Below are 24,797 nucleotides of genomic sequence, written 5' to 3'. Positions count from 1 at the left end.
TGGCCTCGATCAGTTACGGCGGTGGGCGTTGAGGCGGCGCTCGACGAACAACGAATACCGCGACATTCCAAAGCAGAACAAGAAGTAGATGATCCCGGCGAAGGCGAAGCCGGTAAACGCCGTCGACGGCGTCGACCATTTCGGATCCGCGAACGAGGCGCGCAGCGAGCCGAGCAGATCGAACAGGGCGACGATCGAGACCAGCGAGGTGTCCTTGAACAGCGAGATGAAGCTGTTGACGAGGTTCGGAATGACGTGGCGCAGCGCCTGCGGCAGCACGATCAGCGAGGTGGTCTTCCACCAGGACAGCCCGAGGGCGGCGGCCGCCTCGCTCTGTCCGCGCGGGATCGCCGCGAGCCCGCCGCGGACGTTCTCGGCCTGATAGGCGCCGGTGAACAGCGCGATGCCGATCAGCGCACGCACCAGGCCATCGACGGTGAAATTGCCGGGCAGGAACAGCGGCAGCATGTAGGTTGCGAAGAACAGCACGGTGATCAGCGGCACGCCGCGCCAGAACTCGATGAAGGCGATCGAGAAGACCCGGATCAAGGGAATGGTCGAGCGGCGGCCCAGCGCGAGCGCAATGCCGATCGGCAGCGAGGTGACGATTCCGGTGACGGAGACCACGAGCGTCACCAGCAGGCCACCCCACAGATTCGTCGTTACGATGGGCAATCCGCCGTGGTCGAGATCCAGCAGCCTGATGACGACGGCGATGCCGATGAAGGTGGCGATGCTCGATGCCAGAGCCCGCCCTCCGGTGCGAACACCGCCGCCGAGAACGAAGGCGATCACGCAGACGATCGCGGCCGTGACGGCGAAATCCGCCCAGACCGGCTGGCCCGTGCCCTGGATATAATCGCGCAGCCAGGTGAGCGGAAAGATCAGCCAATGGATCACCGTGCCGAGCAGGACGATGAGGCTCCCGAGCCCCCACAGCAGCGGGCCGATCGCGGAGGTCCTGCTCGAGGTGAGCAGCGCCTGTCCGGCCCCGACGATGCTCTCGTCGAACAATTGCAGCAGCCCGGCCGTCCAGCTCAGCCCAAAGCCCTTGATGCCGCCGCCGTGCAGCAGGAAGAAGGCCACCACCGGAAAGGCGACGAAGAACAGGCCGGCATTCAGGCTCTTGGCCGGCAGCCGCGGAATGAGCAGCGGCAGCAGCAGGACGACGGCGAGCAACAGCGTCAGGTTCACCCGCCAGCGCTCGGCCTCGGGATAGAAGCCGTAGATCAGTTGCGGGAGCTTAGCCTGGATGTAGGGCCAGCAGGCGCCGACCGCAAAGCCGGCATTCTCGGTGAGGCATGCGGCGCGGTCCTTGCCGCTCCAGACCGCATCGACCATCAGGAACTTGACGGAGGGAACGATGGTGAACCAGAGCAGCAAGGCGCCCAGGATCGTCAGCAGGATGTTGGTCGGCGAGTTGAACAGGCGCGTGCGCATCAGGCCGATGAAGCCCGTCGTCTTCACCGGCGCCGGACGCTCGGCGAGCAGGTCCCGGCGGACGAAATTGGATGAGATGACATCGCTCATGCGCCGAGACTCCGGCTGACGCGCCAACCGTAGACGCTCATGATCGCGCTGGTGAGGAGAGAGATCAGGAGATAGACGCCCATCGTCATGGCGATGATCTCGATCGCCTGCCCGGTCTGGCTCAGCGACGTGCCGGCGAACACCGACACCAGGTCAGGATAGCCGATCGCGACCGCCAGCGACGAGTTCTTGGTGAGATTGAGGTACTGGTTGGTCAGCGGCGGCACGATGACGCGCATGGCCTGCGGCACGACGATGAGGCGGAGCGTGGCGCCTCGGCTGAGGCCCAGCGAAGATCCCGCCTCCATCTGCCCCTTGTGAACGGACAGGATGCCGGCGCGCACGATCTCGGCGATGAAGGCGGCGGTATAGGTCGACAGCGCCACCGTCAGCGCGACGAATTCCGGGATGATGCGTGAGCCGCCGGCGAAGTTGAAGCCCCTCAGTTGCGGCAGCTCGAAGGTGAAGGGCAGACCGAAAACCAGCATCGTGGCCAGCGGAAGCCCGAACAGCAAGGCCAGCACGGAAGGCCAGATGCGGATCACCTGCCCGCGCTGGAACAGCGCTCGCCTCGCATAGAAGCGCAGCGCCAGCGAGGCGACGATGCCGAGCGCCAGCACTGCGAGGAACGGCTCGAGACCGCCCTGGCCGACCGGGCTGGGAACGACGAGGCCCCGATTGCTGATGAAGGCAATGCCGAACAGGGAAATGCTCTGCCGCGGATTGGGCAAAGCCGCGAGCACTGCCAGATACCAGAACAGGATCTGGAACAGCAGCGGCAGATTGCGGATGACCTCGACATAGATCTCGCCGACCCGCGACAGCAGCCAATTGGGCGACAGCCGGCACAGCGCGACGATGAAGCCGATCACCGTGGCGAAGAAGATGCCCACCACGGAGACCACGAGCGTGTTCAACAGCCCGACCACGAACACGCGCAGGAACGTGTCCGAGCCGGTATAGGAGATCAGGGTCTGGTTGACGTCGAAGCCGGCATTGTTCCTCAGGAAGCCGAAGCCGGCGGCGATGTGCTGGTTTTCGAGATTGGCCCGCGCATTGGAGACGATCTCGTAGCCGATCCAGCCCAGGATCGCCGCGAAGGCAAACTGGACGGCAACGCCGTTCCAGCCTGCCTTGCCGCCCATAATGCGCCGGATCTTCAGCGCGATCTGGGGCGGCGGTTTTCGAGCCTCGGTGCTCATGCCGCTGCCGGCCGATCAGGGCTGATCAGCGGATCGGCGGCGCGTACTGAAGACCGCCCTTGTTCCAGAGATTGTTGACACCGCGATTGATGGCGAGCGGCGAGCCGGCGCCGACGTTGCGATCGAACACCTCGCCGTAATTGCCGACGGTCTTCACGATCCGCACCACCCAGTCCTTGGTCAGGCCGAGCTGTTCGCCGAAATTGCCGTCGCTGCCGAGCACGCGCTTCAGCTCCGGATTTTCCAGCTTCGCCTTCTCGTCGACGTTCTTCGAGCTGATGCCGAGCTCTTCGGCGGTGACCATCGCGAACAGCGTCCATTTCACGATGTCGAACCACTGGTCGTCGCCGTGGCGCACCATCGGCCCGAGCGGCTCCTTCGAGATGATCTCGGGCAGCACCATATGGTCGTTGGGATTGGCGAGCTTGAGGCGGTTGGCGTACAGGCCCGACTGGTCGGTGGTGAAGACGTCGCAGCGGCCGGCTTCATAGGCCTTGACGGTTTCGTCGTTGGTGGCGAACGCGATCACCTCGTACTTCATGTTGTTGGCCTTGAAGTAGTCGGCGAGATTCTGCTCGGTGGTGGTGCCGGTCTGCACGCAGACCGATGCGCTGTTGAGCTCGAGGGCCGAATTCACCTTGAGCGACTTCTTCACCATGAAGCCCTGCCCGTCGTAATAGGTGACGCCGGTGAAATTGGCGCCGAGCGAGGTGTCGCGCGAGATGGTCCAGGTGGTGTTGCGCGAGAGCACGTCAATCTCGCCGGATTGCAACGCCGTGAAGCGGTCCTTGGCGGACAGCGGCACGAACTTGACCTTGGTCGGATCGTTGAAGATCGCGCCGGCAATGGCGCGGCAGACATCGACGTCGATGCCGGTCCAGTTGCCCTTGTCGTCGGGCGACGAGAAGCCCGGCAGGCCCTGGCTGACGCCACAGGACACCATGCCCCGGTCCTTGACGGTCTTGAGCGTTTGCGCATCGGCGGCTTGGGCGGTGAGGCCGGCGGCGAGGGCGAGGGTGAGAGCCAGGGGTACGCGTTTCATGGGCTTTGGGCCTTTCAAGGTCGTCTCAAGGTCAGGAATGTTGTCTTTAGGTTCGTCTCTGCCAGGCCAGGTCTTTCAAGAGTCAGGTCTTTCAAGAGTCTGGCCTTGCAAGAGTCATGCTGGAAACCTTGCCGAACACTCGCCGATCCCGGGAGGCCACACCTTCATCCCCGCCGCTGGCGCCCGCCATCTCTTTGGCTGTGACGCGAGGTCCGGTCAGGCAATGGATCGAAGGTCGCGGCAGGCCCCTCAACATGCGGCGACTGAATAGCACCTGCGCATCACAGAACGACTGGCGAGCCGGGTCAAGGGGTTGACGGGACTCTTCTGTGTTCTGTTATTAACGACCGCGGCCTTTCGGCCGGCCCAGGCGGCGCGGTGCGTCCGTTGGAAACGCGGTTTTGAAAGCAGACGCATGGATTCTTCGCACCCCCAAGAGCAGCAGGCCGAGACCCGGCTGGTCACCTCCGGCCGCGACACCAAGGCGCAGAAGGGGTTCGTCAATCCGCCGGTCTTCCACGGCTCGACCGTGCTCTATCCGACCGCCGAGGACCTGCACGCCCATCGCGGCGAGTTCACCTATGGCCGCCATGGTTCCCCAACCACCAAGGCGTTCCAGGAGACGCTGACGGCACTGGAGGGTCCGCAATGCGCCGGCGTCGGCATCGTGCCGTCGGGACTGTCGGCGATCTCCACCACCCTGCTCTCGGTGCTGAAGGCCGGCGACCACATCCTGGTGGTCGACAACGTCTATCGGCCCACGCGCAATTTCTGCAACGGCATGCTGACCCGCTACGGTGTCGAGACCACCTATTTCGATCCGCTGATCGGCGCCGACATCGAAAAGCTGTTCAAGCCCAACACCCGGGCCGTTCTGGTGGAGGCGCCGGGCTCGCAGTCGTTCGAGATGCCCGACATCCGCGCCATCGCCGACGTCGCGCATGGGCGCGGTGCGCTCGTCATCGACGACAATACCTGGGCGACGCCGCTCTATCACCGCTCGCTGGAACAGGGCGTCGACATCAGCATGCAGGCCGCCACCAAATACATCGGCGGCCATTCCGACATCATGTTCGGCACCATCTCGGCGAACGCCAAGGCCTGGCCGATGATTGCCGAAGGCATCCGCCTGCTCGGCGTCTGCGCCGGCCCCGACGACGTCTTCCTGGCTCTGCGCGGTCTGCGTACGCTGTCGGTGCGGCTGGCGCAGCATCATCGCTCCGGGCTCGAGATGGCGCGCTGGCTCGCTGGCCGGCCTGAGGTCGCGCGCGTGCTGCATCCCGGGCTCGAGACCGATCCCGGTCATGCGATCTGGAAGCGCGACTTCACCGGCGCCTCGGGCCTGTTCAGCATCGTGCTGAAGCCGGCGCCGCAACAGGCCGTCGACACCATGCTCAACACGCTGAAACTGTTCGGCATGGGCTTTTCCTGGGGCGGCTTCGAGAGCCTTGCGATTCCCTTCGATTGCGATGCCTATCGCACCGCGACCAAATGGGCGCCCGGCGGCCCGACGCTGCGTCTCCACATCGGGCTCGAGAGCACCGACGACCTCAAGGCCGATCTCGACCGCGGCTTCGCTGCCCTCAAAGCGGCGATGTGAGCATCAGGATTGGGCATCTCGCCCGGCAACGTTGCCGGGCTTCAACAAGCGGAGCCGAACGCTGGATCAGCGGTCCAGCGTCTTCGAGGCGGTGCCGCGGTTCTTCCAGATCAGCATGATGTTTCTGATGTAGATGATGGTCGCCAGCGACTGTCCGAGGATGATCACGGGCTCGCGCTTGACGACGCCGTAGACCAGCGTCATCAGCCCGCCGCCCATCGAGCAGAACCAGAACGCCATCGGCACCACGCTGTTGCCGGCGCGTTCGCTCGCGATCCACTGCACCAGGAAGCGTGCGGTGAAGAACAGCTGCGCGACGAGGCCGAACGCCAGCCAGAAGTCGAACTTGGCGACGAAGACGTCATAGAGATAATTGCTCAGCGCCTGACCGTATTGAATGATCATGCGTTCACCTCAGTCACCTCAGGCGTCGGCTTCTTGCGGCGGATCAGCCACCAGACGCCGGCGAGATCCATGATGCCGATCCACAGCCGGTCGAAGAAGCCATAGTTGGACACGCCGGAATGGCGCGGCCGGTCGATCACGTCGACATAGGCGATGTCGTAGCCTTCGCGGCGGACCAGCGCGGGCAGGAAACGATGCAGCCCGTCGAAATAGGGCAGCATCAGGAAGACGTCGCGGCGGAACGCCTTCAGCCCGCAGCCGGTGTCGCGCGTGCCGTCCTTCAGGATGGCATTGCGAACGCCGTTGGCGACGCGCGACTGGAATTTCTTGAAGCCGGTGTCCTTGCGCCCGATCCGCTGGCCGGCGGCGAGCCCGACGCGCCCTGCCCCCTTCTCGACCGCCGCGATCAGGTCGGCCAGGAACGCCGGATTGTTCTGGCCGTCGCCATCGAGCGTCGCCACGATCTCGCCCCGCGCCGCGCGCACGCCGCTGCGCACCGCCGCCGACTGGCCGCCCGATCTGGCATGGCGAAGCTGACGCAGATTGCTCCGCTCCTTCATGATGGCGGCAAGCCGCTCGCCGGTGGCATCGGTCGAGCCGTCGTTGACGTAGATGATCTCGTAAGCCCAGCGGCCGTCGAGCGCCGCGCCGATCTCGGCGATCAGCGGCGCGACGTTGTCGGCTTCGTTGCGCACGGGAACGACGATGGAAACCGAAGGCTGGGAAACCGAAGGCTGGGACGTCGACAAATCGAGGCTCGTGGTTGGACGTGACCTGCCCCAAGGGAACCGGCGGTCCCGGCAGGCAGCCGCTTTTATGGGGCGGATGCCCGGTGGGCAACCCTTTTGAGGCGGCCGGAAACTGTCCCAGAAAGCGGCACGATGGTGCCGTCGGCGCGGATGGCAAAGCCGAGCTTTCGGGCCGCGAACCAGTAGCGAACCGCCATGGCGCCGACCGTTCCGACCAGAGCGCCGGCCACGACGTCGCTCGGGTGATGCGCCAGCAGCACCAGGCGCGTCAGCAGGATCACGATTGCGTAAGTGAACATGAAGACGCGCAGGCGCGGCCACAATGCGGAAACCGCAAACGCCAGGGCGAACGCCGCCACGGCGTGGCCCGACGGCAGGCTGGCATAAGCCCCCGTCCCTTCGAACGGGACGAAGTTGAACGGATTGGCCTTGCCGCCGACGAACGGACGTCCGCGGCCGATGAGATATTTCAGGATCTCGGCGACGAAGGCCGACACGGCAACCGACAGAAACACGAACTGCAACCGCGTGCCGAAGCCAAGCAGCAGTGTGCGGCGGCTCCCGCGCAGCCCGGCCGCGACGAGCGCCAGTACCACCAGCGCAGCCCCCAGCACCGAGAGGATATACTCGTCCTTGCCGAAATCGGTCAGGATCCGGATCGGCCACAGGCTCGGCGTGCCGCGCGGCGGCATCAGCAGGATCTCGGTCTGATCGAACGCGACCATCAGGGCGATCACCAGCGCTGCACCCGCCATGGCAAGCCACAGCGAATGCCGCGCCAGCCTCCGGGCGGCCTCGGCGCGGCGCGAATGCGACGGCGACCGCGCGAGCTGCGCCAGCGCGCGCCAGGACACGGCGAGCAATTGCGCGGGGTAGCCGGCATGCGGCGCAATGTCGGTCGGGGCCCGCATCCTATTCGGTGCCTTCCGAGCGGAAGATCGAGATCGAGATCGCGCGCCCTTGCGAGAAATTATAGCCGTCGATGCGCGCGCCGACCTTGTAGCGCAGCCCGATCGCCTCGGCGCGCTGCACGAAGCTGCGCTCCGAGCGCTGCTCGATCAGCGCGAAGCGGCAGCTGCCCTGCCGGAGGAAGTCCGCTGCACCGGAGCCGTCGGTGAGCACGGTCCTTGTGCCCGCCAGGAAGACGAGACTCGGCTCGTGATAACCGGCCGCAGCCGCCTTCGGTCCGACACAGCCGACGTTGCGGAGCGCGCGCGCGATCTCGATGCTGGGGAACAGCGGCGTCAACGACGGCAGCACGATGCCGTAGGTCGTCACGGCCAGCATCAGGGCAGCGACCAGCGCGTTCAGGAATGAGCGCTCGGCGCGGTTGGTGTCGAACAGCCACCAGGCGAACAGGCCGCAGATCAGCGCGGCTGCGATGAACGGCCAGGCCACGAAGGCCGGCTGCCGCGTCAATATCACCGCGCCGACCACCGCAACGATCGAAGCGGCTGCGGGGATCGCGAACCACCAGGCCGAGCCGCGCATCAGCCAGGAGCGCGACAGCACGCGCCGCTCCACGGCGCCGGCGGTGAGGATCGCGATCGCGGGATACAGCGGCAGCACGTAATGCGGCAGCTTGGTCAGCACCGCCTCGAACACGATCCAGGACGGGATCAGCCAGGCCAGCAGGAACTGCGCGCCGGGCTCGCGCCGTGCCCGCCACACCGCAGGCGCCGCCATCGCTGCCAGCGGCGCACCCGGCCAGAACGTGATCCAGAACAGCGCCAGGTACAGTCCGGGCGGCGCGCCGTGGGATTCCTGGGCGCCAAGCTTGCTCAGCATGTCGCCGCCGACGGAATCGGCGAAGAAGGTCTCGCCCGCGCGCCAGAAGATCGCGACGAACCACGGCAGCACCAGCACCAGCATCCACATCAGGCCCCAGACCGGCCGCAGCTTCCACAGCCAGGAGGCGTCGCGGTCCTGGATCGCGAGCGCGACGATGGTCAGGCCCGCGAACATCAGGATCAGCGGGCCCTTGATCAGGATGCCCACCGCGAGCGCGGTCCAGAAGATCGCGGGCCAGCTCCAGGGCGGATGCGTCTCATCCTCGGCGCGCTGCCAGGACAGATAGGCCCGCGCCATCGCTCCCATCGCGGCGACGACGCAGAGCAGCAGCATGGCGTCGGTCTTGGCGAGCCGCGCTTCGACGCCGAGCAGCACCGAGGCGCACATCATCAGCGCCGCCAGCACCGCGGCGCGCCGCGTGACGAACCCGAGCGCAGCCCAATAGGTCATCAGCACGGCGCCGATCGCGCCCATCAGCGACGGCAGCCGGTAGACCCAGATCCGCAATTCGGCCTTCGGCAGCTTGAGCATCGAGGCAGCTTCGACGGTCGCCGATTGCAACCAGTAGATGCCGACCGGCTTCTTGTAGCGGACGTCCTCCTGGAAGCGGATGTCGACATAGTCGCCGCTCTCGACCATCTGCTTGGTGGCCTGGGCAAACCGCGCCTCATCGCGATCGATCGGCGGAATGGTGAAGAAGCCCGGCAGGAAAAGCAGCAGCGCACAGAGCACCAGGAAGCCGACCGCGCGCGCGTGGCTGGCAGTGACGATGTCGAGCATGCGCACGAGCCCGCTGCCCGGATTTGCGGGCGATTTCGACTCGCGGGGGGCTCCAAAACGAGGGCTTGGGTAGGTCTCGGCCATTGGTTCCGCTTACGCTGAAACCGCCATGGCCACAACCGCTTAAGGCAGGGTCATTGAATTCGAATGACGACTGTGTCCGCGGCGCCCGTGGCGTCGATCACGGTGAGCCGTGCAAAGCCCGGGCCGGGCGGATCGATCAGCCGCTGCCGGCGGCCGTCGATCTCGCCGAGCGCGGTGCCGTTAACCATGACGGTCATGGGCAGCACGCCGCCGGCGACCTTGACCGGCATCGCCGCGCTCTCCCGGCCCCCCGATCGATCGACGTCGATCCGCGAGCCGTTCAGGGGAAACTGGATGTGCAGCGGCTGCTCGCCCCCGCTTCGCACCAGTTCGCCGACCGGACGGAACCGCTTCAAGGGCAGCGGCAGTTTTGCGTTGCTTGCGACCAGGGTTCCCCTAGGCGGCTTCGGCAAGGGAGCCAGCGTCTTGCCGCTGCGGGCGAAGGCGTCGAACAGGATGGGCGCGGCGGCAACCCGTCCGATCAGGCCGGGAACCGGCGCTCCGTCCGGACGGCCAACCCAGACGCCAATGGTCATGCGACCATCGAAGCCGACCGACCAGGCATCGCGATAGCCATAGGAGGTGCCGGTCTTGAAGGCGATGCGGTTGTGGGCGGCGTTTTCCGGCGGCGGCGTGCCGAGCAGGACGTTGCCGACCTGCCAGGCCGCGACCTGATCCAGCAGCCGGAGCGGCTCGCGATCGTCCTTGGCGGTGACGATCTCGCGCAGCGGCTTGGTGGTCCCAAGACGAGCGAAGCCGGCATAGAGCTGGGCGAGGTCCTGGAGCGTCACGCCGACGCCGCCGAGGCCCATGGCAAGGCCGGGCGCTTCGTCCTTGGGCAGGACGAGGTTGCCGCCGGCCTGCCGCAACCGCGAGGTCAGCCGACTCGAGCCGACGCGGTCGAGCAGCACGATGGCCGGCACGTTCAACGACAATTGCAGCGCCTTGCGAACCGGCACCGTGCCCTGGAAGGTCATGTCGAAATTTTCCGGCGCGTAGGAGCCGAAGCGGACCGGCCGGTCGTCGATCAAGCTGTCCGGATGGACGAAGCCGTCCTCGAAGGCGAGCCCGTAGATGAAAGGCTTCAGTGTCGAACCTGGCGAGCGGACCGCGCGGGTCATGTCGACCTGCCCTGCCCGGGTCTCATCGAAATAATCAGCCGAGCCGACCCGCGCCAGCACGTCGCCGCTCTCATTGTCGACCACGACGATGCCGACCGAGATGTTCGGACCCAGCGCAATCGCGCGGTCGCGCGCCAGCGGCTCCAGGACATTCTGTAAGGCCGCATCGAGCGTCAGCTTGATGATCGGCGTGTCCTTGACCGTCGACAGCGCGGTGTCGGAGGCATGCGGCGCCAGGATCGGCATCGGCTTGCGCAGTTTCGGCACCGGCACCGCCTTGGCCTGATTGGCATCCTCAGTGCTGACCACGTGCTCCTCGACCATGCGGTCGAGTACGCGGTCGCGCGCCTTGCGCGCCGCCTCCGGAAAGCGGTCGAGCCGGCGCGTCTCCGGCGATTGCGGCAGCGCGACCAGCAGCGCGGCCTCGGCCAGCGACAGCCGCTTCGGCTCCTTGCCGAGATAGGCGATCGACGCCGCGCGGATGCCTTCGAGATTGCCGCCATAGGGCGCGAGCGCCAGATAGAGATCGAGGATCTCAGCCTTGCTCATGCTGCGCTCGATCTCGATCGCACGCACGATCTGCCGCAATTTGGCATAGAGCGAGCGTTGCCGCCGCGGCTCCATCAGGCGGGCGAGCTGCATCGTGATGGTCGAGCCGCCCGAGACGATGTGGCCGCGCGTGCCGAGCTGCATCGCGGCGCGCCCCAGCGCCAGCGGATCGATGCCGTCATGGGCGTAGAAGCGCTGGTCCTCATAGGCGAACAGCAGCTTCAGGTAGGTCGGATCGACGTTCGTTTTCGCGTCAACCGGCAGCCGCCAGCGCCCGTCCGCCATGGCATAGGCGCGCAGCAGCCTGCCGTTGCGATCGACGATGGTGGTAGAGACCTGGCGGGCTTCGTCGAGCGGGAGCGGGCCGAGCGAGTAGACCCAGGCGACGAAGGTGGTGATGGCGAGGATGAGGGTGAGTGCAGCGGCCGACAGCAGACGAAAAGCAGTCCGCCCCCTCCGCCCGTCATGGCCGGGCTTGTCCCGGCCATCCACGCCAACACCCACCGCCGGCGCGGCCGTGGATGCCCGGGTCAAGCCCGGGCATGACGACGGTGTATGTGGCTCGACCTCGCTCATCTCACTTACTTCTCGCTCACTTCGCCGCCCGCACCTCGACACTGCCGGTGCCGGTCCGACCATAGCGCGAGGGATTGTACATGTCCTCGACATAGGCCTGGGGCAGCACGTATTTGCCGGGCGAGACCGCGCGCACGACATAAGCGAGCGTGAAGACCGACTTGGAATCCGAGGCCCGGTCGACGGCGGCCGTGAAGCGGTCGTCGCGGAATTCGGTATGTTCCGGCTCCTCGCCGTCCTCGATCCAGTCCAGCGTGCCGCTGTCGCCGGACGACACCAGGTTCGGATTGTCGATTTCCATGCCCGCCGGCAGATAGTCGGACACCATGATGTGTCCGTACTCGGGCTTGGCCTCGGTGATCTTCAGCACCACCGCGAAGCGCTGGTTCTGCTTGACCTTGCTGATATCGGCGGGCTTGCCGTCGAGCGTGTGATAGCTGCGCTCGATCTTGAAGCCGTTGGACGCGGCCGGCTCCGGCGTCACCGGCGAGCCCGACACCGAGACGACCGCCTGAACCGGCGCATCGCCGGTGTTGGTGATCTTCAGCGGCTTGCCGCTCAGCGTGTCCGGCTTGTAGCTGCGGTACAAGGCGGTCTTGACCGGCTGGCCATCGACCTCGATCGAGAGGCTCTCCTTGGCGAGCGCCCGCGCCGCCAGCACCAGCCACGCGTTCTCCTGCGTCGAGGTGTAGGGCGTCAGCCCGCGCGCAGTCTCGACCCGCGACACCGCCTGCGTCAGCGTCACCTTGGGCGCGTTGCCTTCACTGGCGAGCGACACCAATGCTGCGGCATCGCGCAGCTGCGAGCCGTAATCGGTGCGCCCGAATTCCAGCGCGGGCTTGGGCGCGAGGCTGTCGAGGGCTGCGCCATAGACCCGCTCGGCGCGGTTGCGGTCGCCGACCAGCGCCAGCGCCGCGGCAAGCTGCGACTTCGCGATCGGGGTCGCGAGGTTGGCAAGCTTGGTGTCGGCGAGATAGCGGAGATCGCCGATCGGAGCTGCGCCGTTGCGCGCGAGCACGTAGAGGCCGTAGGCGAGCTCGCGCCCACCGTCCTTCTCCGGCTCGTTGGCATTGACGACGGAGTTGCGGATACGGTCGAGCGCGCTCTTGAACAGCACGTCCGGCACCGCAAAGCCCTTCTCCCGGGCGCGGGTCAGGAAGTCCGTCACGTACGCATCGAGCCAGGCATCGTCGCCGCCGGCCAACCACAGGCCGAACGAGCCGTTGGAGCCCTGGCGCGCCAGCAGCCGCTCGATGGCGTCGCGGATGCGCTGGTCGACCTCGGTGTCCATGGCGAGATGCGCGCCCGCCGCCAGCTCGTTGACATAGAGCAGCGGCATCGCCCGGCTCGTGATCTGCTCCGAGCAGCCATAGGGATAGCGGTCGAGCGCTTTCAGGATCGTTGCCGCATCGAGCGCGGTCGACAGGCTGGCCGAGACCGAGACGCTGCCGGTGCCCGGCACGAGATCGGAGAACATGTCCGAAGTCAGGGTCAGGCTTTCGCCCTTGGCCAGCGTCCGGATCGAGCGCCGCGCCAGCACCTGCGTCGCCGCCTTGACGTCGAACGCATAGTGACGCGCCAGCGCGAGGCCATTCGGCCCCTTGATGTCGACGTCGAGCGTCGCCTGCCCCGCCGCGGTCGCGTCGATCGCGAGCGTGAAGGAGTTGCGCTGCTTGGCGGCGAGCTTGACCGTGGTTGCGGGATTGCCTGATATCTTCACCGGGCCGCCCGCCTTCACGTTGATGACGTAGTCGCCGGCCTGGCCCTCGACATTGTCGATCTCGAGATTGACCGTGCCGTGGTCGCCGTTGAGCAGGAAGCGCGGCAGGGTCGTGGTCAGCACGACGGGATCGCGGATCACGACGTCGGTATTGGCGCGGCCGAGCTTGGTCGCGGTCCACGCCACCGCCATCACGCGCGCGGTTCCCGCGAACTCCGGGACATCGAAGCTCACTTCGGCCGAGCCGTCGGCGGCAACCGTGAGGATGCCTGAATACAGCGCCAACGGCTTCTGCGCGGGCGGCGAACCCTGGAGCTCGCCACCGGCGTCGCCGCCGGATTTGATCTGGCCGCGCGTGCCGGACATGCCGTCGATCAGCTGGCCGTAGAGATCGCGGATCTCGGCGCTGAGGCGGCGCTGGCCGAGATAATAATCGTCCGGCGCCGGCGGCTTGTAATTGGTGAGGTTGAGGATGCCGACGTCGACGGCGGCGATCACGACCTTGGCGTCCTCGCCCGGATTGAGGCCGTCGAGCTTGACCGGGATCTTCAGCGTGGAGTTCGGCCGGACCAGGGCCGGCGGCGACAGCTTCACCTGTAAGGTGCGGGTCTGCTTGTCGATGCCGAACCATTTCAGCCCGATCGCCCGGCCCGGCATGCGCTGGGCGGCGGCATCGAGCGGACGGCGCAGCGTCGCCACCACATAGGCGCCGGTGCCCCAATCCTTGCCGATCGGGAGCTTGACCTGCGCGGTGCCTTCCTTGACGTCGACGGTCTGCGTCGTCAGCAGCCGGTCGCCCAGCACGTTGACGGTGAGCTTGCCGGCGCTGCGGACGTTGACCGACACCGTCATGGTGTCGCCGGAAGCGTATTGCGGCTTGTCGATCGACGTCTCCAGCAGGTCCGGCGTGTCGGCGCTGCCGTCCGAATACCAGCCGACGTCGAACTGCACCGAGGTTACCGGGCCGTCGGCGTCGTTGGACTTCACGTCGAGCCGGTAACGGCCGGGCTGCGGCGTGAGCGAGATGCGCGCCGGCTTGTCGGCCGCGATCGTGAGGTCACCGTCGGCAACGCGCGAGGTCGACTTGACCGGCTCGTACTCCCAGTAATTGTTCTGGCGGTACCATTGGTAGCGCGACTCCATCTTCAGGAGCTCGTAGCGCAGGGCGTCGCGCCGCAGCTTCTCGCCCTCGGGCGAGACGAACACGACGTCGAATTCGGCCTTGTCGCCCTCCGCGACGTTCTTGTCGCCGAACAGCGGCTTGATGCCGATCTGCGCATTGGCGGGCGCGACCGGCAGCACGATCTTGCGCTCGACGGCGCGGCCACCGGTCTCGACCATGCGGACGAAGACCTGCGCCTCCTGCGGACGCGTCGAGGCCGGCTGCTTGTCCAGCGTCACGGGGAAGGTCGCAACGCCATTGGCGTCGGCCTCGGGCAGGTTCTCCAGAGGCGTGCGCTCGTTCGAGGTGGTCTCCTCGTCGTCGACGCCAAACTTGTAGCCGGCAAAGCCGGGCCGCTCGGCCGCGGGTGCGATCAGCATGTCGCCTTCGAGCTGCAGGCCGGCGGCTGGTGCGCCATAGAGGAAATGACCGTCGGCCTTAAGCTCCACTGGAGCGTTAGCTTTGATCAGCTTGTCCTTGGCAGACAAGTCGAATTCGATCCTATCAGGCACGTAATCCTCGACCATGAAGGTGGTCTCGCCCACTGATGCCCCCTTCGGATCGGTGAAGGCGCGCACCCGCCAGGTGCCGGTCGGTACGGCCGAATTGAGCGGCACGGACAGCGTGCGGCCGCCGGCGCCCTGATCCGCCAGCACGGCGCGACGATATTCGACGCCGTCGGGGCGCTCGACCACAAGCGTCATCGGCCCGCCCGTGACGGCATTGCCCTGCCCGTCGCGGAGCAGCGCGGTCAGGAAAACGGTCTCGCTGGAGCGGTAGACGCCGCGCTCGGCATAGACGAAGGCATCGGCGCCGGCGGGCGCCGCGCGGCCCGAGACGCCGCGGTCGGACAGGTCGAAGGCCGAATTCTTCAGGCTCAGGAAGGCATAGTCGGCCTTCTCGCTGGTGACCGTGAGCATCGCCGGCGACAATCCGCCCTCGCCGCGCGCAAGGCCGGCCTCGAACAGCACGTGACCGGCATCGTCGGTCTTGCGGGTCGCCAGGATCTCGTTGTTGCGGGCGACGAGCCGCACCTCGGCCTTGCCGACCGGATCGGTCGACGCCAGCGAGTTGACGAAAACATGGATGCCGTCATTGCCCGAGTAAGCGGCGATGCCGAGATCGGACACGATGAACCATTGCGTGGCGAGCTGGTAGTCCTCGTCCGAGGCCCTCGCCGCGGCCGTCATGACGTAGACACCGGGCTGGAGCTCGCCGAGCGCCTGGTCGACCGGGAACGCCGTGGTGACGTCCTGGTTCAGCGTCATCGCGGTCGCAAGCTCGCCGGTCCAGACCTTGACGCCGCGCTCGTCGCCGAGCTCGCTGAGCTGGTACTTCGACAGCGTCTTCTGGAAATCGCTGTCGACCACCGTATTGATCAGGTTGCGGTCGCCGATCCTGTAGACGTTGATGTTAACCGCGGGCGTGTTGACGCTGACGACAGGAATGCCGCGCTGGCCGGTCCGCGGCAGCACATAGGCCCGGCTGGTGAAGCGCACGAACGGCTTGCGGTCGCGCACATAGATGTTGAACTCGGCCGATTTCGGCAGGCCCTCCTTCACGGTCGAGGGCAGGCCGGCGCGCAGATTGATGTTGTAGCGCTCGCCGTGCTTCAGCCCGTCGACGCAGAGCTGCTTGGCTTCGGCCGACAGCGCCGGCTTGTCCTGCCCGGCGAGAGCCAGGAACGGCGCGAAATCGGTGCGCTTGGCGAGCTCCTCGGAGAACTGGAAGCAGGCGCGCGGGCTCGCCGAATCCGAGTCCACGGTGTAGTCGAGCAGCCGGAAGCCGTGCTCGTCGCGCATCTTCTCATATTGGCCGCGGACCTCGGCGACCTCGCGCATGTCGAGCGACAGCCGCAGCGCATCCAGCGCCGGCCGCCACAGCTTGCGTTCGGCCAGCGCCTTGCCGAGCACGGCGAGCGCGTCGGCCTCCTCGCCCGGATTGCCGGCGCGCATGTAAGCGATATAGGCCGCGGTCGAGGCGCGCTCCAAAAGGAAGGTCTGCTCGCTCGAGCTCTTCGGCGAGATCTGGAAGATGACCTTGGCGAGCCGCAGCCAGTTGCCGGTATCCTCGGGCGTGGTCGCGGCGATCTGGCCGAGCACCGAAAGGCCCGTGCGGTAATCATTGCGCCGGAAGGCGGCGTCGGCGTCCGTCTTCAGCGTCGCATTGGTCTTGGCGACCGGCCCCGCCTCGCTCTTGATCTGGGCCTCCAGCTTGATCGCGGAATCGGCGAGGTCGTCGCGCTTGAACGCCTTGTCGGCGGCCTGCGCAGCGACGAGGCCGAGCGCCAGCGCGGCGCAGATGGTGACGGCGCGAACAAGACCGATCATGGAAGACTCCCGGAAAGCGCGGACGAACGCCGCGGCGGCAAATGAAATGCGCGGAAAGGTGACCGACTCAAGGCGATGGAACCGTAAGGTGCAAAGCGTCGCTTTCGCCATGACAAGGCAGGCCCAGAGGAGACCGGCCGAGATATCGCCGCGCACGCCGTCCTGATGGCGCAGCACTACCTGACCAATCGACCGGCGGCCGTGTCCCGGAAGCTGTTCAGCGTTCCCGGCGATGTGATCCATCGTCCGGTCCGCTGCCGCTCACCCCGGCACCCTGACACCCCACCGTTCCGCTTTGTCGTCGCAATGAGGAAAACGGTTCGGTTCAGGCTTGGCGAAACACCCAATTTTTCATATTGGCATGCTAGATGAACGGCCAGCCGCCCAAACCGGCCGGCTCAAGACGGTCCCGTAGCTCAACTGGATAGAGTAGCGGATTTCTACTCCGCGGGTTGCAGGTTCGAGTCCTGCCGGGATCGCCAGTCTCTCTTTCTGGCCTTGGTTTCATTACGTTTTTTGCCCGGAATGGCTACCGGGATTAGTCGGTTAGCCACTCGATGTTCGCATTTTGGCACCTGCACTTTCTGCCAGTCGGATGCGGTTTGCTTCATCGACATAGCGCTGGGCCTCGCCGATAGTCTTCCAGCCATGCCAAGCCATCAGCTCGAACGCGCTTGCGCCGTTCAAGGCGTGTCTGACGGCTGAAGCCTTCCGGAGGCCGTGCGCTGAGCAATGGTGCAGCTCAGCCTGATCGCACCATTCCCGAAACTTGTTACCAAATCCGGCAGCGGTAAACGGCTTGCCATGCTCGGTGACAAGGTACGCAAGATCAGTCTTCGGATGCAGATCGATCTCGTTAGCCAGATCGGGCAGCATCGGAATATCGAACTGCACATTCGTCTTCTGCCGGCGCATCGACAACTTGCCGTTTCTAACGTGCTGTCGTCCCATGCGTACCACGTCGGCGCGCGCGTGCCCGGTCTGCAACAACAGCTCAAGCGCGAGCCTTGCCTTGGTTCCTGACGCATGACGCTTTTGATATTGAGCAATCTCCTCTTCGGTCCAAGTGTGATGCCCCTTGGTTTTCATCTTTGAGAACTTCATACCTTCGAGGGGATCGACCTTGATCAAATTGCGGCTCATGCAGTGATCAATGAACCCACGCATCGCTTTCTTGAAATTCCGCTGTGCAGCCGGTCGCTTCCTATTAACGATATTCTGAAGGGCGGTCGCATGCATCAAGGCGACGCGCTTATCGCCGTGCTCGACGCGGAAAGCTTCCAGAATAGCGCGCCGGTTCTGCTGCGTGCTTCTCGCCAATGTCTCAGTAAATTCGATTGATTGATAGTAACCGATCAGCGCCGCGTTAATGGTGCCGGGCTTCGTGCGCTTGGCGCCAATTTCGATCGGCGCGCACTCTCGCAGCACACGCTCGTAAACTTCCATGAATTGAGGCGACCATGGAAGCCCGGGAAGTGCAACGGACTTTTGTCCAGCTCTTCGGAAATAAAATCGGGGCGTGCCGTGGCGATCAACATAGGCGTGCGTGTAGCGCGGGAGCTTACGAGGCTTCATTGGACCGTATCCCACTCGTTGAACGTCTCATTATGAACGCTCGAAGGTTTGCCGAAGATCAATGTCACGCTGCCATCTGCGTTAATGATGGCCGATTGGACCGAGACGCCGGCCTCATTCGCCTGCCGCATCGCGCGAGTAAGCGTCATGCGGCGCTTGCGCATACGCTTTTGCTTCGGCGGCCGGGTGACGATATCCCAAGGTTCGTGGAGCGGAAAATTGTAGCCCCGGAAAATCCCAAACCATTGACTATTGTTGACCATGGAATGCACTCAGCGCCTTCGTTGTAATTAGCGGCCTCGCCGACCTTGGCCCCTGACAAGGCATCGGACACAGCGGGGAGGTATGGCTTGTCGTTGTTGGGCTGGCCGCGTCGCCCTCAGATTGAGCTGTGTCCGCCCTCAGTAACCTTTCGATGACCGCACGACGCCGACCGTCGGCGCCGCCGTGCCCGTGATCTGTGCGATCTCGGCGTTCAGTGAAGCGATGGCCTCACGCATCTCGGCCGCGCTGACGTATGTTACAACGCGACCGTCATATTGAAGCGTGCGCGTACCTGAACGATACGCGCTCTTCAGCGCTTCAAGCTGTGCCCGCAGTGCTGCGAGATCAGCCATGATCACGCGCCCGCGTTGGCGTACCAGCCACGCCAATCCACGAAGCCGGCGCCGTAGTCGAGGCGAACCTTGACCTGCACGCCGTCAACGTCGAAGCCGGCGCGCGTTTCGATCTGCGGACCGGGAGAGCCGGCGAGATAGGCGTACTCCAAGCCGTCAATCTCGGCGGGATCAGCGACCAGATACCAGCGGGTGGCGCTCGCCAGACGCGGCTCGACGACCAGCGACAGCCGCGCAAACGGGTTGACGTTATCAGTCGTCACCGCCTGCACCTGCGTCAGCAGCTTCTCGCCGGCCGTCTCCAAGTCGGGCGGCACCAACAAAAAGCGCGGCGTGACCGAGATCAAGCCGCCGCCTTGCCCGGTCTGCTTGCGCATCGCAAGGCGAGCTGCCGACAACGTCGTTTCGCTCGGCGCGGCGCCGGACGCGGCGACGTTGCCATGCGAGCTGTCGAAAAGGTTCTCGCTGTCACTCATGACCGGACCAAGGCCGCTGTTGGCAATCAGCAGGTTGACGAGGAACTGAGCCTCGAACGCGCTCGCGGCCTGACCAAGCCGGCGGGACAGGTCGGTGAACGCGCCGAGATCATCGTTGATCAGCGATTTCCGCGAGATCGCGAACACTTTCCCGTAGCTGTCAACGCCATAACTCTCGCCGGCTTCCTCAAGCGTGCCGCGCTTGAACTCCGCGCCTTCGTTGACCTTCTCAAGCGTGAAGCCAGAGGCATCAAGCTGCAAGCGGCTCTTCTTGCGGAAGTCGGCTGCGGTCGTCTCGCGAGCGAGCTGGCGCACGCCAGACGGAGCCGCCGAATACGCAACGCGCAAAGTGCGGCCGACCGTGTCGGCAAGGATCAGCGCGAAGTCGGATGTCGTGTGCAGAGCGCGCGTGATCATCGTGTCGGCCGACATGCCGCTGACGCTGATGCCGTGACGGCGCAACGTCTCGCCGGCAATGTCGGCGATGCGCATGCCGACATACTGACGCGCCGGGCCGCTCGGCGTCGCGCTGGGGTCGATACGCTGATACAGCGCTTCACCCGCCGCCCGGATGAAGGTTTGGGGATTTTCGAGTGTCGTGTGCATGCTGGAAACTCCTGCGCTCCGGACCGTAACGTCGCGGGCGACAATGTCATTGAGGAAAGCACGGCGCGCATCGATGATGGAGGCGCCAAGCTCAATCAGCGTGTCGATGCGCTCGCTGGTCACGCCAACACGGCGACCAAGTTCGCGAATGGCGCGGGTGTCGTCGAGCGAGCGGGTCCGCGCACGGGCATCAGCCGGGACCGGCACGAAGCTGATCTCGCGCGGCGTCCACTTGACGGCGGTGCGGGTACGCTGGCCGCTGACATCGGTGCCGTCGCGCCACTGATCGACGACATAACCGATGCTCACGCTGGCGATCACGCCCTCGCGGATGTCGTTGACGACGGGGGCGACATCCGGTCGGGTTGAGAGACGCAAACGCGCGACAACAACGTCACCCTCGCGCCATGCATCCTCAACCGTGCCAAGGATCGACGCGACACCGCTTTGCTGATGCGCATCGAGCACACTCGCGCCGCGCAAGGCATCGAGATCGGCACCGGCCGCATCAAGGACTTCGAAATACGTTCCCTTGACATCGCGGCGCGCGACCGGCGTCGCGGTGGCGGCAATCACTTCAATCGTATTGTCGGCATCGCTGAACGTGCGCGGACGCACGTCGCGGCGTGTGAGGTCAACCGCGCTTTCGCGCAGAAGCAGTGCAGAGCTACGCATTCTCATTCTCCTGATCAGGTTGATTGGCGATGTTGTCGGCGCTCGCCGACAGATCGTCGGCGGCAAACGGGTCATTCTCGATTTCGCGGTCCACGTCGGCAGGGTCTCGTCCACCCTCGCTGATGATCTCTTGGCGCGAACGCAGCTTGGCCGCGACCATAAGCGTGTTGGCCTTCGCGGCCTTGAGTTCGTCAATCGCGGGCCAGCCGGCGAACAGAAACTCGGCGCAATAGTTCTCGGGATTGCTCTCATAGTCCGGCGCGCGAAGCCGACCCGAGAGAATTTCGAGCAGCACGACACGGTCCCAAATGCGCGAGAGCAACTGCGCGACAATGTTGTTTTGCTGAAGCGCTTTGACGCGACGCTGGAAGGTCGCAAGGCCAAGCTTGCCGGCGCTGTAGTTGATCGCGCCAAAGTCGCCCGTCGCCATGAACGGCGGCACGCCAGCGCCCGCGCAAACTTGGCGGGCGATGTAGCTCATGACTTCGGAGACTGTGGACATCTCGGCGACCGGAGGGAACGTCACGTCGGTGCCGGGCGGAAGGCGCAACGTCGCGCCGGGTTCAAGTTGCAGCGACGCAGGGTCGGTCGTCGCATCGAGAGGCACATTGCCGTCGATGTCGCGAATGATCGCGGCGAAGAGCGATGTTGTCTTGAGCTTGACGATGGCAGCGTCAATCGCTTCGTCGAGCTGCAAGGCGAGCGGTGCGACCGGCGCCAGCGGCGACATGCCGCGCGGCACACCGGGAAAGCGCGGCTCGAACACGTGGCAGATGTCGAGCGCAGAGATCGGCGCGGCCGGTTCGATGGAAGCCCACGGGCTATCGGGCGGGCTGCTAAACGCCCAATAATGCGTGATCTTGCCGGCATCGTCGAACTGGACGCCGGCAACGATCAAGGGCGCATCGCCAGTCAGACCAAGGCTCGGCACTGTCTTACTGCTATCGATCTGCTCGGCGCTGAGCAGTTGCAGCCGCAGCGTCATCGTCTGCGAGTCAACGATCATTTTGACAAAGGCTTCGCCATCGATCAGGAAGCCCCGCGCCACGCGGCTCAGGAAGCCGCCAAGGTTCATGCCCGCGCCCTCAACCGTGCAATTGCTGTAGAACGCGTTCCAAGCCCGATGGAGCTGAGCATTAACCTCAGGATCAGGATGCGACGGGCGGACGGTCGGGCCGTCCGCAACGATCGCGGTCACGAGATGCTGAACAATCGACGCTATGAGGCTGTTATTTTCGACTTGGTGCGCGATCTTCCGCGCCGCCAACCGGCTCGCGGCAAGCTGCTGGCTGATCGGGGCGTTCAGCACATATTGCGACGGCCAGCGCGTCGAGTTGCCGGCGATGTCGTAGCCGCTGAACGCCCGCGTGAAGGCGCGCAATGCACGGGCTGTGCGCGGAAGAATGTTCATTGCAGCACCAAGGCCCGCGCCTTGTCGCCAAACTTTGCGGCGTCCTGCTCACGCCGCTTCAGCTTGTTGACTTCATCAACCGCCTTGTCACGCTGCTTGAAGTAATCGGCGTCCATCAGCGTCTTGTATTCATCCGTTCCGGGGAACGGCATAAACGGCGTGCTGAGATCAATCTGCTCTTCGACGGGCTTGTGCTCGTTGTAGTCATTGGCGGCGCGACGGATGCGACGAATGATTAACGAAACGTTGACGCAATTCATACGACGCTGAAACCAACCCGGCTGCTGCATCATGTGCTGGACAACGGAAAGGGTCTGCTCGTTGTTGCCCATGGTGCCCATCACCATGTGGCCTGCCTTTCCGTCGCTTTCACGCTCGCAGTCGATGACGCAAAAGCTGACATCCTGAGCATTGGTTTCCATCAGTCCAGCTTCGGCATGCGCAACACATTCCAGCCATGTGTCGCCGTACACGCGAACCAGCTGCGCGGGGAACGTGAGCTTGCCGCCGTAAGCCTCGCCAAGAGCATCGACCAGCATCATGCCGACGCAGTCAGCAGGAATGTAGTCGAGCGACGCGGCGGCGGTGCGACGACCAAACGCCATTGCGATCTGATCGCGACGGCGCAGTGTTTGGAATTTTTGAAAGGGCGTGCCGGTCAGCGCGAGAACCTGCGTGAGCGAGAGAAGCGGCATCGGAAATTTCCTTATGTCTGGCTGACATAGTTTCGATTGACATTCTGTGTCAGGCAGACATAGTGCACTGCATCATTGGCTATGTCAACGAGACACAGTTGCCGAGCGCCGAACGCGCCAAATCGGGAAATGATCAATGCTTAGTGAGGGTTACGAGGAAAAAACCGCCGATGCATACCGGCGATTTCCGGAGCTTTGTCCGTATGGCCTCCGGCACTACCGGGGCAATCACCCGGTTGAGCCCCGCTCGATCCGGGACGATGAGGTCGCAACCGCCATGGCGTTCCTTCGCCGGTTCCACCCAACGAAAAAGGGTACAGCATCAAGCTATTGGCTGAAGCACGAAGCGGAAAACTGGGGCCGCAAGAATGGCATGTCCGGCTATGTCAGCAATGGTGCGATGTTAATCGCAGCTCTGCTGCTCGGTTTCACCGTCTTGCCGCATCGTTCGCCGTCGCCGAACGCGCAGATCGGTCTCAGCAAGCGCGATATCCACAAGTTTACGAGCCGCCGCTATGGATAAAACCGGCTGGCGCGCTGAACTGATCCGCGCCAAGAATGACATCCCGAAACCCCTGTTTGCCAACGCAGTGATCGCGCTTCGTGGCGCTCAGTGCTGGCAAGGTGTGCTGGCATTCGACCTGTTCGCGCATCAGACGATGTTGATCGACGTGCCGCCGTGGCAGCCGTGGATCGACGCAGCCAACTTCGAGCCGCGCCCGTGGACCGAGCAGGACGATCTGGCCCTGACGCATTGGTTGCAGACCGTGGAAGCCATCGCGGTGACGCCTGCGGTGGCGGCGCAGGCCATCGAGCTGGTGGCCCGTGACCGCAGCTATCACCCGGTGCAGGACTATCTCAACAGTCTTGAGCATGACGGCGTGTTCCGGCTCGATACCATGCTCTCCACCTATTTCGGTGCCGAGCAGTCGGAATATACCAAGCTGGTTGGCCGCAACGTGATGATCAGCGCCGTCGCACGCGTACTCGGTTGTGGCGAGAAGGTCGATACGATGATGATCCTCGAAGGTCCGCAGGGCCTGCTGAAATCGACGGCCATCAAGGCGCTGTTCTATCCGTGGTTCACCGACGACATCGAACAGTTCGGCAGCAAGGATGCCTCTATGCAGTGTGCCGGTGTCTGGTGCATCGAGGTCGGCGAGTTGGACGCCATGAGCAAGACGGAGGCGTCGCGCATCAAGGCGTTCATCTCGCGGACTGATGATCGCTTCCGGCCGCCCTACGGGCGCCGCATCGTTGAGCGCCCGCGTAGCTGCATCTTTATCGGCACGACCAATTGCAACGATTACCTCAAAGATTGGACCGGCGCCCGCCGCTTTCTGCCGGTGAGCGTGAAGCAGATCGATATCGAAGGCTTGCAGCGTGATCGTGACATGCTGTGGGCCGAGGCTCGCATTCTCTATGAGGCTGGCGTGGCTTGGTGGTTCACCGACACCGAGACCGGGAAGGCTGCTGCCGCAAAGGCGGAGCAGGAGCAGGAGGCCCGCTATCAAGCCGACGCGTGGGAGCCGTTGATTGCCAACTACCTCGATAGCCGTTTGCACCAGCCGCCGGACTATCCCGCGTACCGGGTCGTTATTGAGCACGTGTTCAAGAACGCCATTGGTCTCGACGAAGTGAAGTGGGATCAAGCCGCGATGAACCGGGTCGCCCGCTGCATGAAACGGCTCGGCTGGGCGCGGAAGCAGGTCACGGTCGAGACCACGGTGCAGGGCAAGCCGCAGGACAAGCGCGTGTGGATGTACGTGCGCGCGCCGACGAAGGACGAACTGGTGCAGGATGCCCGCCAAGAGGAGATCGATGCGCGCAAGAAAGCCGCCGAGACTGAGCCGGGCAGTAATGTCACCACTCTCAAGCAGCCTGCACCAGTCGCCGCCGACGCAGTGGTGATGCAGGAAACCGCTGTGCCGCAGGCGTAATCACCACTGCACCAGTATCACCAGTAAGTCTCTTAAGAGCGAATAGGAATAGCGTTTTTATAGGAGTTTAGGAGAAGGCCAAAAGACCGGTGCAAGGTGGTGCAGTGGTGCACCGGCTGCGCTGGCGGCGTCGGGGAGCCGAGTTCGCGCGTCGAGTTGGG

Annotated in this window: 18 protein-coding genes and 1 tRNA gene; 4 read left to right on the top strand and 15 right to left on the bottom strand. The window is 64.7% G+C overall.

What is annotated here, in order from left to right:
- Positions 1–9 precede the first annotated feature (9 nt).
- Genes BDOA9_RS22525 through BDOA9_RS22515 form a run of 3 tightly spaced genes read right to left on the bottom strand, consistent with a single transcriptional unit; the run spans position 10 to position 3,774 of the window.
- Entirely contained in the window at positions 10–1,530 is a 1,521-nt protein-coding gene (locus BDOA9_RS22525; RefSeq protein WP_025036227.1) for an amino acid ABC transporter permease, read from the bottom strand.
- Positions 1,527–2,732: an amino acid ABC transporter permease gene (locus BDOA9_RS22520; protein WP_025036226.1), complete on the bottom strand. Its 1,206-nt coding sequence runs from the start codon at positions 2,730–2,732 to the stop codon at positions 1,527–1,529. The genes BDOA9_RS22525 and BDOA9_RS22520 overlap by 4 nt, the downstream gene beginning before the upstream one ends.
- 25 nt (positions 2,733–2,757) lie before the next feature.
- Positions 2,758–3,774 (bottom strand): amino acid ABC transporter substrate-binding protein, encoded by a 1,017-nt coding sequence (locus tag BDOA9_RS22515; protein WP_025036225.1) that lies wholly within the window; start codon positions 3,772–3,774, stop codon positions 2,758–2,760.
- A 415-nt stretch (positions 3,775–4,189) separates the two neighbouring features.
- On the opposite strand from BDOA9_RS22515, the gene metC reads away from it, so the two are divergent.
- Positions 4,190–5,374 carry a cystathionine beta-lyase gene (metC, locus tag BDOA9_RS22510; RefSeq protein ID WP_025036224.1) on the top strand — a complete coding sequence of 395 codons (1,185 nt, stop codon included), beginning with the start codon at positions 4,190–4,192 and terminating at the stop codon, positions 5,372–5,374.
- Between the two features lie 66 nt (positions 5,375–5,440).
- Here the strand turns inward: metC and BDOA9_RS22505 are convergent, their stop codons facing one another.
- From BDOA9_RS22505 to BDOA9_RS22480, 6 genes are all read right to left on the bottom strand, one after another.
- Positions 5,441–5,779, bottom strand: coding sequence for a lipid-A-disaccharide synthase N-terminal domain-containing protein (locus tag BDOA9_RS22505; RefSeq protein WP_025036223.1), 339 nt, complete (start codon positions 5,777–5,779; stop codon positions 5,441–5,443).
- Complete coding sequence (locus tag BDOA9_RS22500; protein ID WP_042336372.1) at positions 5,776–6,528, bottom strand: glycosyltransferase family 2 protein; 753 nt, start codon at positions 6,526–6,528, stop codon at positions 5,776–5,778. The genes BDOA9_RS22505 and BDOA9_RS22500 overlap by 4 nt, the downstream gene beginning before the upstream one ends.
- 65 nt (positions 6,529–6,593) lie before the next feature.
- Positions 6,594–7,439: a phosphatase PAP2 family protein gene (locus BDOA9_RS22495; RefSeq protein WP_025036221.1), complete on the bottom strand. Its 846-nt coding sequence runs from the start codon at positions 7,437–7,439 to the stop codon at positions 6,594–6,596.
- A gap of 1 nt (position 7,440) precedes the next feature.
- Positions 7,441–9,183 (bottom strand): ArnT family glycosyltransferase, encoded by a 1,743-nt coding sequence (locus BDOA9_RS22490; RefSeq protein WP_025036220.1) that lies wholly within the window; start codon positions 9,181–9,183, stop codon positions 7,441–7,443.
- A gap of 50 nt (positions 9,184–9,233) precedes the next feature.
- On the bottom strand, positions 9,234–11,345 hold the full coding sequence (gene pbpC, locus BDOA9_RS22485) for a penicillin-binding protein 1C (RefSeq protein WP_025036219.1): 2,112 nt from the start codon (positions 11,343–11,345) through the stop codon (positions 9,234–9,236).
- 100 nt (positions 11,346–11,445) lie between these two features.
- Positions 11,446–16,641 carry an alpha-2-macroglobulin family protein gene (locus BDOA9_RS22480; protein WP_025036218.1) on the bottom strand — a complete coding sequence of 1,732 codons (5,196 nt, stop codon included), beginning with the start codon at positions 16,639–16,641 and terminating at the stop codon, positions 11,446–11,448.
- Positions 16,642–17,046: 405 nt separating this feature from the next.
- On the opposite strand from BDOA9_RS22480, the gene BDOA9_RS22475 reads away from it, so the two are divergent.
- Positions 17,047–17,123 (top strand) — tRNA-Arg (locus tag BDOA9_RS22475).
- Between the two features lie 64 nt (positions 17,124–17,187).
- On the opposite strand, the gene BDOA9_RS22470 is transcribed toward BDOA9_RS22475, so the two are convergent.
- From BDOA9_RS22470 to BDOA9_RS22445, 6 genes are all read right to left on the bottom strand, one after another.
- On the bottom strand, positions 17,188–18,216 hold the full coding sequence (locus tag BDOA9_RS22470; RefSeq protein ID WP_042336369.1) for a tyrosine-type recombinase/integrase: 1,029 nt from the start codon (positions 18,214–18,216) through the stop codon (positions 17,188–17,190).
- Complete coding sequence (locus BDOA9_RS22465; RefSeq protein WP_025036216.1) at positions 18,213–18,479, bottom strand: hypothetical protein; 267 nt, start codon at positions 18,477–18,479, stop codon at positions 18,213–18,215. The genes BDOA9_RS22470 and BDOA9_RS22465 overlap by 4 nt, the downstream gene beginning before the upstream one ends.
- A gap of 138 nt (positions 18,480–18,617) precedes the next feature.
- Positions 18,618–18,833 carry a phage head-tail joining protein gene (locus BDOA9_RS22460; protein WP_025036215.1) on the bottom strand — a complete coding sequence of 72 codons (216 nt, stop codon included), beginning with the start codon at positions 18,831–18,833 and terminating at the stop codon, positions 18,618–18,620.
- A gap of 2 nt (positions 18,834–18,835) precedes the next feature.
- The gene (locus BDOA9_RS22455) at positions 18,836–20,590 is read right to left on the bottom strand and encodes a phage major capsid protein (protein ID WP_042336366.1); all 1,755 of its coding nucleotides are present in this window, start codon (positions 20,588–20,590) and stop codon (positions 18,836–18,838) included.
- Positions 20,583–22,001: a phage portal protein gene (locus BDOA9_RS22450; protein WP_025036213.1), complete on the bottom strand. Its 1,419-nt coding sequence runs from the start codon at positions 21,999–22,001 to the stop codon at positions 20,583–20,585. The genes BDOA9_RS22455 and BDOA9_RS22450 overlap by 8 nt, the downstream gene beginning before the upstream one ends.
- Positions 21,998–22,696: a hypothetical protein gene (locus BDOA9_RS22445; RefSeq protein ID WP_025036212.1), complete on the bottom strand. Its 699-nt coding sequence runs from the start codon at positions 22,694–22,696 to the stop codon at positions 21,998–22,000. The genes BDOA9_RS22450 and BDOA9_RS22445 overlap by 4 nt, the downstream gene beginning before the upstream one ends.
- Positions 22,697–22,832: 136 nt before the next feature.
- Here BDOA9_RS22445 and BDOA9_RS38100 point away from each other — a divergent pair, with 136 nt between their 5' ends.
- Together BDOA9_RS38100 and BDOA9_RS22440 are read left to right on the top strand one after the other, a co-directional pair.
- Positions 22,833–23,219, top strand: coding sequence for a hypothetical protein (locus BDOA9_RS38100; RefSeq protein ID WP_152033411.1), 387 nt, complete (start codon positions 22,833–22,835; stop codon positions 23,217–23,219).
- Positions 23,212–24,636 carry a virulence-associated E family protein gene (locus BDOA9_RS22440; RefSeq protein ID WP_025036211.1) on the top strand — a complete coding sequence of 475 codons (1,425 nt, stop codon included), beginning with the start codon at positions 23,212–23,214 and terminating at the stop codon, positions 24,634–24,636. Before BDOA9_RS38100 ends, BDOA9_RS22440 begins: the two co-directional genes overlap by 8 nt.
- Positions 24,637–24,797: the final 161 nt, after the last annotated feature.

Source organism: Bradyrhizobium sp. DOA9 (assembly GCF_000617845.2).
GTDB lineage: Bacteria > Pseudomonadota > Alphaproteobacteria > Rhizobiales > Xanthobacteraceae > Bradyrhizobium.
The sequence above is the reverse complement of the archived record's forward strand: the minus strand, read 5'-3'. Positions and strand labels throughout refer to the sequence as shown.

Bases quoted from the DNA above. Each gene is read 5' to 3' on its own strand.
- BDOA9_RS22470 (WP_042336369.1), bottom strand. From the start codon at position 18,216: ATGAAGCCTCGTAAGCTCCCGCGCTACACGCACGCCTATGTTGATCGC.
- BDOA9_RS22465 (WP_025036216.1), bottom strand. From the start codon at position 18,479: ATGGTCAACAATAGTCAATGGTTTGGGATTTTCCGGGGCTACAATTTT.
- BDOA9_RS22520 (WP_025036226.1), bottom strand. From the start codon at position 2,732: ATGAGCACCGAGGCTCGAAAACCGCCGCCCCAGATCGCGCTGAAGATC.
- BDOA9_RS22505 (WP_025036223.1), bottom strand. From the start codon at position 5,779: ATGATCATTCAATACGGTCAGGCGCTGAGCAATTATCTCTATGACGTC.
- BDOA9_RS22525 (WP_025036227.1), bottom strand. From the start codon at position 1,530: ATGAGCGATGTCATCTCATCCAATTTCGTCCGCCGGGACCTGCTCGCC.
- BDOA9_RS22490 (WP_025036220.1), bottom strand. From the start codon at position 9,183: ATGGCCGAGACCTACCCAAGCCCTCGTTTTGGAGCCCCCCGCGAGTCG.
- BDOA9_RS22515 (WP_025036225.1), bottom strand. From the start codon at position 3,774: ATGAAACGCGTACCCCTGGCTCTCACCCTCGCCCTCGCCGCCGGCCTC.
- BDOA9_RS22495 (WP_025036221.1), bottom strand. From the start codon at position 7,439: ATGCGGGCCCCGACCGACATTGCGCCGCATGCCGGCTACCCCGCGCAA.
- BDOA9_RS22440 (WP_025036211.1), top strand. From the start codon at position 23,212: ATGGATAAAACCGGCTGGCGCGCTGAACTGATCCGCGCCAAGAATGAC.
- BDOA9_RS22450 (WP_025036213.1), bottom strand. From the start codon at position 22,001: ATGAACATTCTTCCGCGCACAGCCCGTGCATTGCGCGCCTTCACGCGG.
- BDOA9_RS22460 (WP_025036215.1), bottom strand. From the start codon at position 18,833: ATGGCTGATCTCGCAGCACTGCGGGCACAGCTTGAAGCGCTGAAGAGC.
- BDOA9_RS22455 (WP_042336366.1), bottom strand. From the start codon at position 20,590: ATGCGTAGCTCTGCACTGCTTCTGCGCGAAAGCGCGGTTGACCTCACA.
- metC (WP_025036224.1), top strand. From the start codon at position 4,190: ATGGATTCTTCGCACCCCCAAGAGCAGCAGGCCGAGACCCGGCTGGTC.
- BDOA9_RS22480 (WP_025036218.1), bottom strand. From the start codon at position 16,641: ATGATCGGTCTTGTTCGCGCCGTCACCATCTGCGCCGCGCTGGCGCTC.
- BDOA9_RS22445 (WP_025036212.1), bottom strand. From the start codon at position 22,696: ATGCCGCTTCTCTCGCTCACGCAGGTTCTCGCGCTGACCGGCACGCCC.
- BDOA9_RS38100 (WP_152033411.1), top strand. From the start codon at position 22,833: ATGCTTAGTGAGGGTTACGAGGAAAAAACCGCCGATGCATACCGGCGA.